10 protein-coding genes are annotated in these 9,393 nt (G+C 67.9%); 7 read left to right on the forward strand and 3 right to left on the reverse strand.

The window, feature by feature from the left end:
• Nucleotides 1-25: 25 nt before the first annotated feature.
• Nucleotides 26-451: a DUF3331 domain-containing protein gene (locus tag U4Z64_RS19585; RefSeq protein WP_321820708.1), complete on the forward strand. Its 426-nt coding sequence runs from the start codon at nt 26-28 to the stop codon at nt 449-451.
• Between the two features lie 67 nt (nt 452-518).
• Complete coding sequence (locus U4Z64_RS19590) at nt 519-1,340, forward strand: alpha/beta hydrolase (RefSeq protein ID WP_321820709.1); 822 nt, start codon at nt 519-521, stop codon at nt 1,338-1,340.
• Nucleotides 1,341-1,389: 49 nt separating this feature from the next.
• Here the strand turns inward: U4Z64_RS19590 and U4Z64_RS19595 are convergent, their stop codons facing one another.
• Complete coding sequence (locus tag U4Z64_RS19595; RefSeq protein WP_321820710.1) at nt 1,390-2,031, reverse strand: HD domain-containing protein; 642 nt, start codon at nt 2,029-2,031, stop codon at nt 1,390-1,392.
• A 447-nt stretch (nt 2,032-2,478) separates the two neighbouring features.
• On the opposite strand from U4Z64_RS19595, the gene U4Z64_RS19600 reads away from it, so the two are divergent.
• Nucleotides 2,479-4,272 (forward strand): ATP-binding protein, encoded by a 1,794-nt coding sequence (locus U4Z64_RS19600; protein ID WP_321820711.1) that lies wholly within the window; start codon nt 2,479-2,481, stop codon nt 4,270-4,272.
• Between the two features lie 172 nt (nt 4,273-4,444).
• A complete protein-coding gene (locus U4Z64_RS19605) occupies nt 4,445-5,908 on the forward strand; it encodes a mechanosensitive ion channel family protein (protein WP_321820712.1) in 1,464 nt (487 codons plus the stop codon).
• A gap of 48 nt (nt 5,909-5,956) precedes the next feature.
• Here U4Z64_RS19605 and U4Z64_RS19610 read toward each other — a convergent pair whose 3' ends face one another.
• Nucleotides 5,957-6,865 carry a LysR family transcriptional regulator gene (locus U4Z64_RS19610; protein WP_044847128.1) on the reverse strand — a complete coding sequence of 303 codons (909 nt, stop codon included), beginning with the start codon at nt 6,863-6,865 and terminating at the stop codon, nt 5,957-5,959.
• A gap of 222 nt (nt 6,866-7,087) precedes the next feature.
• Entirely contained in the window at nt 7,088-7,369 is a 282-nt protein-coding gene (locus tag U4Z64_RS19615) for a XapX domain-containing protein (RefSeq protein ID WP_044847129.1), read from the reverse strand.
• Nucleotides 7,370-7,677: 308 nt separating this feature from the next.
• On the opposite strand from U4Z64_RS19615, the gene U4Z64_RS19620 reads away from it, so the two are divergent.
• From U4Z64_RS19620 to U4Z64_RS19630, 3 genes are all read left to right on the forward strand, one after another.
• Complete coding sequence (locus U4Z64_RS19620; RefSeq protein WP_044847130.1) at nt 7,678-8,364, forward strand: hydrolase; 687 nt, start codon at nt 7,678-7,680, stop codon at nt 8,362-8,364.
• 170 nt (nt 8,365-8,534) lie between these two features.
• Entirely contained in the window at nt 8,535-8,702 is a 168-nt protein-coding gene (locus U4Z64_RS19625; RefSeq protein ID WP_044847131.1) for a DUF1427 family protein, read from the forward strand.
• Between the two features lie 19 nt (nt 8,703-8,721).
• A partial coding sequence (locus tag U4Z64_RS19630; RefSeq protein WP_321820713.1) for an amidohydrolase family protein occupies nt 8,722-9,393 on the forward strand: 672 nt, incomplete at its 3' end.

Consider the following 9,393-nt stretch of genomic DNA (forward strand, 5'->3'; position numbering starts at 1 on the left):
TCGCCACTTGCCCGGATACGCCGCCATGGACGCCTTCAATCGCTGGGAACACGTGATGACGCTGCTCGACCCGTCGGCCGCGGCGCGTCACCACGCGCCGCCGCCACTTCGCGACCCGGACGCCGCGTGCCGTCGCCACCGCGACGAAGTGCCGGCCGCGTCGAGCGACGGCATGCGCCGCCGGTGCGCGATCGTCGCGGCCGAGCGGCAGACCGACTCGTCGGTCCTGATATCGTGGAGCGATCCCACGCGCTTTCGCTACGACGAGCAGCGCTGGATCAGCGCCAAGTCGCGCGGTCTCGGGCGCTGCGCGCTGACCGGCATCACGATCCGCGCCGGCGATGCGATCTACAAGCCGCAATGGCGCGGCGCGAAGCGCCCGGCGAACTATCGGGAAGTGATCCTCGCGACCGAGCTGAACCGCTTCATCGCCAGGCTGTCGCGGTCATGACGCGGCAGCTTGCGCGCCGTCCGTCGGCACCGGCCGGCGGACGCCTTTGCACCACCGGGGGATCCGCATGAGCACGTTCACGACACGCGACGGCGTTTCGATTCACTACAAGGACTGGGGCGCCGGCCGCCCGGTCGTGTTCATTCACGGCTGGCCGCTGAACGCGGACATGTGGGACGTCCAGATGCATCATCTCGCGTCGCACGGCATGCGCTGCATTGCCTACGACCGGCGCGGCTTCGGCCGCTCCGGCCAGCCGTGGACGGGTTACGACTACGACACGCTGGCCGACGATCTCGCGACGCTGATCGAGACGCTCGGGCTGCGCGACGTCACGCTCGTCGGCTTTTCGATGGGCGGCGGCGAGGTCGCGCGCTACATCGGCCGGCACGGTACGCGGCACATCGCGAAAGCCGTGCTGATCGGCGCGGTGACGCCGCTGGTCGCACGCCGCGACGATCATCCCGACGGTGTCGACGTTGCCGTGTTCGACGGCATTCGCTCGGGCATCGTCGCGGATCGCGCGGCGTTCCTCGAAAACTTCTGGCCGCTGTTCACCGGTTCGAACCGGCCCGCGTCGACGATCTCGCGCGCGGCGCTCGACTGGACCACGTTCATGGCGTTGCAGGCCGGGTTGAAGGGCACGCTCGATTGCGTCGGGGCGTTTTCCGAAACCGATTTCAGGGCGGATCTCGACCGGTTCGACGTGCCGACGCTCGTGATTCACGGCGACGACGACCAGACGGCGCCGCTCGCGCTGACGGGCGCCGCGACCGCGAAGCGCGTGCCGCGAGCGACGCTGAGTGTCTACGAGGGCGGGCCGCACGCGCTGTATCTGACGCACGCGCAACGCCTGAACGACGAACTGCTGGCGTTCGTCCGCGCGTGATGCGGCGGCGGAGCGACGCGGCGCGGCGGACACTGCCGGCTGCTCGCGCTCACTCCGCCCATTTCGACCCGAGCACCAGGCCGCAGAAATTCGTCCGACGATAGTCCGGGTCGCAACGCTCGAGCACGTCGGCGACGACGTTGCCGAACGCGGTCTCGGGGCGATGCGCGGTGCCCGCGGCGAGCGCCTCGAGGAACAGCTCCTTGAAGCACGGGCCGCGCGGCCACGCGTGCACGATCTCGTCGCGTTCGGCGCGGTTGACTTCGTCGAAATGCAGCGCGAAGAGATCCGTCTCGATGCCCGCGCCGAGCAACGCGGTCAGGGGCGTCATGCAAGGATGGACGCCGAAGCTCGTGTGCAGCGCGATCGCGCGCCAAACCTCCGCCGCGTCTTCCGCGGCGACGCCGTATCTGCCGAGGAACGCGTGCGCGACGTTCGCGCCGTCGACTTCGTAGCGCCGGCGCGAGTGCCGGTGGCGTTCCGTCAGTCCGATGTCGTGGAACAGCGCGGCGACGTACAGGAGTTCGGCCTCGAAGGCGATGCCGCGACGCGTGCCGATGACCGATGCAAACGCGAACACGCGCATCGCATGCCGGAACAGGAGTTCAGGCCCGCTGGCGCGCACGGTCGCGGCCGCCTCCCGCGCGAGCGCGCTGTCGGGAATCGGGATGCCGGCGATACGGTGCCCCATGGTCGTCCTCCTCGCGGCGTGACGGCGCTCGCCCGGTGCCCACATCGTCTCGCGCCGCGCGGCTGAATGTCTTGAGCGCGGCCTGAATCGTTCTGAACGGAAAAATCGACCGTTCGGCACATCTGGAATCGGTTCTGCCGAAATGTCGCGAGTCATTTTTCCCGAAGTGGAAATGCAATTCATTCAAATCGCCACGGCAAATGATCGGGTTGCAGAAACGAATCCGGAATGACGAAGTTCTGTCGCATGAAACGGGTTCATCGGTGAATCACTATTTCGCGCATCAACGGCGTGCCTCGGCCGCTCGAGGTTTTCATCGATTCAAAAAATTTGTCCATTGGGTTCTGATAATTTGAATCATTGATCGGAGCGAATGCCGTAGCATTGGCAACGCGGCGGTGTCATTCCTGACAGGGCATCAACGAATGGAAACGATTAGAAATTCACATGATCCGGATTGGAACGCTTCACGTCTTTCTCGACAGACGTGAAATTCGCTCGAACGGCAAACTGCTGAGAATCGGCAGTCGCGCATTCGAAATTCTCGAACTCCTGATTCGGGCGAACGGCGCATTGGTATCGAAAGACGAGATCATGCAGCGCGTGTGGCCGCACACGGTCGTGGAGGAAAACAACCTGCAGGTGCACGTCGCCGCGTTGCGCAAGGCACTCGCGGAGGACCGGAACCTGATCGTCACGGTGCCGGGGCGCGGCTACCGGCTGGTTGGCGGACAAGCCGAGCGCTCGGCGCCCGTGCGTCGCGCGACGTCGCGGCTGGCGCTTGCCCCGACGGAACTCATCGGCCGGGAACAGACGGTCGCCGAGGTCCTGGCCGCGCTCGACACCGCACGCGTCGTGACGCTGGTCGGTGCCGGCGGCATCGGCAAGACGCGGGTTGCGCTCGAAGCGGCGATGCGCGCCGAAGCGAGCTTTCCGGATGGCGCCGCGTTCGTATCGCTCGCCACGGTGGCGTGTCCGCAATTCGTGCCCGACGCGCTGGCCGGCGCCTTTGAGCTCGTGCAGCCGGCGGGATCGCTGACGCTCGAAGCGGTGCTCGCCAGCGTCGCGCATCGGCGCATGCTGTTGGTGCTCGACAATTGCGAGCATCTGCTCGACGCTGCGGCGCGGATCGCGACCGCGCTGACCGAGGCGGATGCCGGCCTGTGCGTCCTCGCGACGAGCCGCGAGGCGCTGCGCATCCAGGGCGAACGACTGTGTCCGGTCCCGCCGCTCGAGGTGCCCGGCGAGGGCGCGGACGAACGCGAGACCGCGGGCGCGAGCGCGGTGCAGCTGTTCTCGGCGCGTGCCCGCGCCGCCGACCCGCGCTTTCCGCTCGACGAACGCAGCCTGTCACTGATGGCGTCGGTCTGCCGGCGTCTCGACGGCCTGCCGCTCGCGATCGAACTGGCCGCGGCGCGCGCGGCCGTGCTCGGCATCGACGTGCTCGCCGCGCATCTCGACGACCATTTCCGGTTGCTGACCGGTGGTTTTCGCACGGCGTTGCCGCGTCATCAGACGCTGCAGGCGATGTACGACTGGAGCTACCGCCTGCTCGGCGACACGGAACGTTTGCTGTTGCGCTGGCTCGGCGTGTTCCGGGACGGCTTCTCGATCGACGCGGTGCGGGAGATCGTCGGCACGAAGGGACTGACCGACGCGGATCTGCTCGACACGATCGCGGGCCTCGTGTCGAAATCGCTGCTGAGCCTGGAGAGCACGCACGGCGCGCCGCGCTACCGGCTGCTGACCACGACGCGCGCCTATGCGCTGCAGCAACTCGAGAACAACGGCGAATGCGCGGCCGCCGCGCGCGCGCATGCGAACTACTTCCACACGCTGTTCAGGCTGGCGCCCGGCGACACCGGCGGGCGGCTCGTCGAATCGCGGCTCGACGTGATCCGGCGCGAACTCGGCAATCTGCGCGCGGCGCTCGACTGGGCGTTTTCGCCGAACGGCGACGCGCGGGTCGGCATCGCGCTGGCGGCGGTCGCGGTGCCGTGCTTGTTCGACCTGTCGCTCGTGGACGAGTGTCGCGAACGGGCGCGCACGGCGCTCGACGCGATGCGCGATCTCGACGACACGCCCGCGTGCGCCGACGCGCGCGTGCGGCTGCTGGCCGCGTATGCGGCCGCGCTCGCGCACACGTCGGGGCCGACGCAGATCGCGCACGACGCATGGTCGGCGGTGCACGCGCTCGGGTTCGAGTCGGGCGAGGCCGAACTGCCGCCGCGCGACGCGTAGCGCGGCGCGCCGACCGCGCATTCAGAACGTTTCAGGCCGAACACAGGACCCGGCCGGCCGGCGCGTCTACATTGCATGCGCGGGGACTGTCCGCTCATCGCTGTCGCGACGCCACCGACTGCCGGCGCAGGGTCCCCGCCCGTCGCGAAGCACGCCCTCAGCCCATTCCAGCATGCCGAACCTGTCCGTCACGGTCGCTTACGGCGCGCCGATCGTTCTTGCCGACCTGATCGCCTGGCGGCTGCTCGGGCGCGGTCGTTCGACGACGAAAGCCGTGTGGCGCTGCGCATCGTTCGCAGCGTTGACCTACGTGCTGTTCTCGACCGGCGTGAGCCCGCTCGCGGTGCCGCCGTCGCCCGACAGGTTCGACCGGCTCGCGATCCAGGTGATCGGCGTCGCATGGTGGCTGCAGTGCGCGCTGGTGTTCAGCCTGATGCTCGATCATCTGCTGCTGCCGCGCGCATGGCGCAACCAGCGGCTGTTCCACGATATCGCCGCGGGCGCCGTGTTCGGCGCGGCCGCCGTCGCCGCGCTGGGCTACGTGCTCGGGCTGCCGCTCAGCGGCGTGGTCGCGACGTCGGGGGCGGTCGCCGTCATCCTCGGGCTCGCGGTCCAGAACACGCTGAACGACGTGTTCTCGGGCCTGGTGCTGAATACCACGCAGCCGTTTCGTCTCGGCGACACGGTGGCGATCGGCGCGCTGGAAGGGCGCGTCGTCGAAAGCAACTGGCGCGCGACCAAGCTGATCGACAGCCTCGGCAACCTGGTCGTCGTGCCGAACAGCGTCGCGGCCAAGGCGGCGATCGTCAACCTGAGCGAACCGGCGAACGTGTACGGCGTGACGCTGACGATCGAGCTCGACCCGCAAGCGCGGCCCGCGGTCGTCGTCGATGCGCTCGCGCATGCCGCGGCCAGTTCGCTGGACGTGCTCGCGAGTCCGGCGCCGATCCCGGTCGTCAAGGCGTTCAGGACCAACTCGATCGAATACGAACTCGTCTGTTACGTCGACTCGCTGCAGAAAAAGATCGACGTCCGCAACCGGCTCTACGATCTGGCCCACCGGCATCTCGCTGCCGCGGACGTCGCGCTGCGCCCGCTGACGGGCGCACCGGCGGCACCCGGTCCGGCGTCGCGCGGGCAACGCCTGCTGCGCGCGGTCGAGCTGTTCAGGCAGCTCGACGACGCGGACCTGGCGATACTGGCCGATGCGCTCGCGTCACGCGTGTTCAACAAGGGCGAGGTGATCTACGCGTCGAACTCCGACGCGCGCCTGCTGACGATCGTCGCGGCCGGCGTCGCGGCGGTGTTCGTGCCCGGCGCGACGGGCAACACGGAAGTCAGGCGGATGGCGCCCGGCGACGCGATCGGCCAGTCCGTCGTGCTCGCCGGCACGCAGCTGCATGCGAGCGTCTACGCGGTGACGGCCGTGACGTCCTATCAGCTGAGCAGTCGCGACCTGTCGCCGCTGCTCGCGAGGAAGCCCGAACTGGGGCGGCTGATGTGCGAATCGCTCACCGAGCACATCGCGACCGAGGAGAAGATGAGGATGCCGCCGGCCGCGAGCGCGCATGCGTCGTTCAGCCTGATCGAGTGGCTCGAGAAGGAGATGAAGCGCCTGCACGATTCGTTCGGCTGACGCGGCGGGCGGCGGGCGATGGCGGTCGCGGTCGCGAAGGGGGCGGGCTCAGGCGAGCGCGGTGAACCGGTCGACGAGATCCGGGCGGTCGAGTTGTTCGACCCACCAGTGCAGCGCGCGTCCGGCCTCGTCGCCGCGCCACGCGAGGTAGCACTGGGTCGTGTCGCGCATGCCGGTCACCTGGCGTGCGACCAGCTTGCCTTGCGCGATCGCGCGTGCCGCGATGCACTCGGGGAGCGTGCCCACCGCGAGTCCTTCGCACTGAGCGGCCAGTTTGGCGGCGAGGGTAGGGACGGCGAGATACGGCTGCCCCGCGTCGACGGCGATCGAACGCGGCGGCAGCTCGCGGGACGTATCGGAGATCGCCGCGCCGCGATGGGCGACGACCGATGCCAGCGACAGCGGTTCCGGCAGCGCCGCGAGCGGGTGGGTGGGGGCGACGGCGAACACGTGCCTGAGCGTGCCGATCGGCCGTGCCACGATGTCCGGCAGCTCGGGCGGCTCGCCCGTGGCGCCGACGACGAGATCCGCGCGGCGCGAAATCAGCGCATCCCAGGTGCCGCCGAGCACTTCGGTGGACAGTCGCAGCCGCGTGTCCATCTCGAGACCGTAGAACGTGTGCACGTACGGCCACATCGCCTCGAACGGCAGGATCTCGTCGACACAGATCCGGACCTCGGTTTCCCAGCCCTGCTGCGCACGCTGCGCCTTGCGTTCGAGCTGTTCGGCGGCATGCAGCAGCCGGCGGCCCTCTTCGACGACCACGCGCCCCGCGTGCGTGAGTTTTGCGCGGCGTCCGCTACGGTCGAACAGCGCGACGTCGAGGTCGCTTTCGAGCTTTTGTACGAGGTAAGTCAGCGCGGACGGCACGCGGTGCAGCAGTTCGGCGGCTTCGGCGAACGTGCCGGTGCGGTCGATCGCGTCCAGTGCTTCGAGCGCTTCGAATGACAGCTTCATGGCGAATTCCACGGAGGGACGTCGGGCTGCCATGTTAGCGTCAAGCGCCGCTCGATCCAATACCGTTCAGGACGATCCATCGCGCGGCCGGGCGGCGGGATGCAACGGCATGGCGCGGGCCACGCCGCGTGGCACCGCCGTGATCGAAGGAACACGACGGCGTGGCGATGCCCGCGGACGGGCATGGCTGCATCCGGTCAACGGGCGTGCGTCACGTCGGCGTCACGTCGGCGTCGAATCGCGGCGCGTCGCGGCGGTGTCGGGTGCGTGGGCACCGGGCAGCGCACCGAACATGTGCTGGCTGCACTTCGCATCGCGCCACGCGGTGCCGAGCCGGATACCGCTGAACATCCGCCGTGCGACCGGCAGGATCTGTTCGCCGGCCAGGATGCCCAGCAGGCCGACGAGCGCGACGATCGGCGGCGCCGGCGACGGCACGCCGATCAGCGCATAGACGATACCGGCGAGGAGGCCGGCGAACAGCGAGGCGGTGTACGGTTTCATGGGATCCGGGTGAAATGGCGGCCGTGTAAAAAATACGGATAACTACCGATCCGGCGTCGCTTCGGCAGTCCGCGACCAGCCTATCAGGTCTTCGCGTTCACCATGGTTCGGTTCAACGAAATTCAGATCTTTTAAGCCTGAGCGTCGCGGCCCGCGCGAATCAGAATGATTAATTGGCGTGATCGGGAATTTGCGTATTGAATGATGCCGGCTGGCTGTCGAATCTCCCGGCACAGCGTATTGGCTGCCTCCCGCATGGGTCGGCGAGGCAGGCCGCATTTTTCTCCGCGTCAAAGGACATCACCGCCATGAGCAACCCGAAGCTTGAAGTACTCACTCCGCACAACAGCCAGCTGATCTTCATCGACCAGCAGCCGCAGATGGCGTTCGGCGTGCAGTCGATCGATCGCCAGACGCTGAAGAACAACGTCGTCGGCCTCGCGAAGGCCGCGAAGGTATTCAACATCCCGACCACGATCACGACCGTCGAAAGCGACAGCTTCTCGGGCCACACGTATCCCGAGCTGCTCGACGTGTTCCCGAACCAGAAGACGCTCGAGCGCACGTCGATGAACTCGTGGGACGACCAGAAGGTGCGCGACGCGCTCGCCGCGAACGGCCGCAAGAAGGTGGTCGTCTCCGGCCTGTGGACCGAAGTCTGCAACACGACGTTCGCGCTGTGCGCGATGCTCGAAGGCGACTACGAGATCTACATGGTCGCCGACGCATCGGGCGGCACGACGCAGGCCGCGCATGATTTCGCGATGCAGCGCATGGTGCAGGCCGGCGTGGTGCCCGTCACGTGGCAGCAGGTCCTGCTCGAATGGCAGCGCGACTGGGCGCACCGCGAGACGTACGACGCCGTGATGGCGATCGCGAAGGAGCATTCGGGCGCGTACGGCATGGGCGTCGACTACGCGTACACGATGGTCCACAAGGCACCGCAGCGCACCGCGACGCCGCACGAGTCGATCCCGGCCGTTCCGGCGAAGTAAGCGCGGACGGTCTGCGACCGTCGATGCCGGTGCGGCGGGTTCGATGCGAACGCGCCGCACCGGCGCCGTTGCCGCGGACGGCGGACCGTGAACGAATCACGGATGCCGTCCGCGGCGTGTTGGCCGGGACGTCAGGACCTGCTCTCCAACCAGTCCGAGAAATTGATCGTATGGAACCCTATCTGGTTTCCCTTGGTGCGGGCTTGCTGATCGGTGTCATTTACAGCGCCATCAAGGTGCGCTCCCCGGCACCGCCACTGATTGCCCTTGTCGGGTTGCTCGGCATGGTGATCGGCGTGCAGGCCATCCCCACCCTCAAACAGCTCTTTGGCTTCTGATCGAAGCGAGGTGATGCATATGACCGCAACCGGGACTCAACCGGATCTGATCCTCCACAACGGACGATTCACGACCCTCGACCGCGCGAACCCCGTCGCGACCTCCGTCGCGATCAAGGACGGCCGCTTCGTCGCGGTCGGCAGCGACGCGGAAGTCATGCCGCTCGCGGGCCGCGCGACGAAGATCGTCGATCTCGGCGGCCGCAGCGCGCTGCCCGGCCTGATCGACAACCACTGCCACGTGATTCGCGGTGGCCTGAACTACAACATGGAGCTGCGCTGGGACGGCGTGCCGTCGCTCGCGGTTGCAATGGACATGCTGAAGCGGCAGGTGGCGATCACGCCCGCGCCGCAATGGGTGCGCGTGGTCGGTGGCTTTACCGAACACCAGTTCGCCGAGAAGCGCCTGCCGACGATCGAGGAACTGAACGCGGCCGCGCCCGATACGCCGGTGTTCATCCTGCATCTTTACGATCGCGCGCTGCTGAACGCGGCCGCGCTGCGCGTGGTCGGCTACACGAAGGACACGCCCGAGCCGCCGGGCGGCACGATCCTGCGCGACGCGGCCGGCAATCCGACCGGGCTGCTGCTCGCGAACCCGAACGCGACGATCCTGTACGCGACACTCGCGAAGGGACCGAAGCTGCCGTTCGAATACCAGTACAACTCGACGCGCCACTTCATGCGCGAA

This window comes from Burkholderia sp. BCC1996, from assembly GCF_905339955.1.
In the GTDB taxonomy this organism is placed as follows: domain Bacteria; phylum Pseudomonadota; class Gammaproteobacteria; order Burkholderiales; family Burkholderiaceae; genus Burkholderia.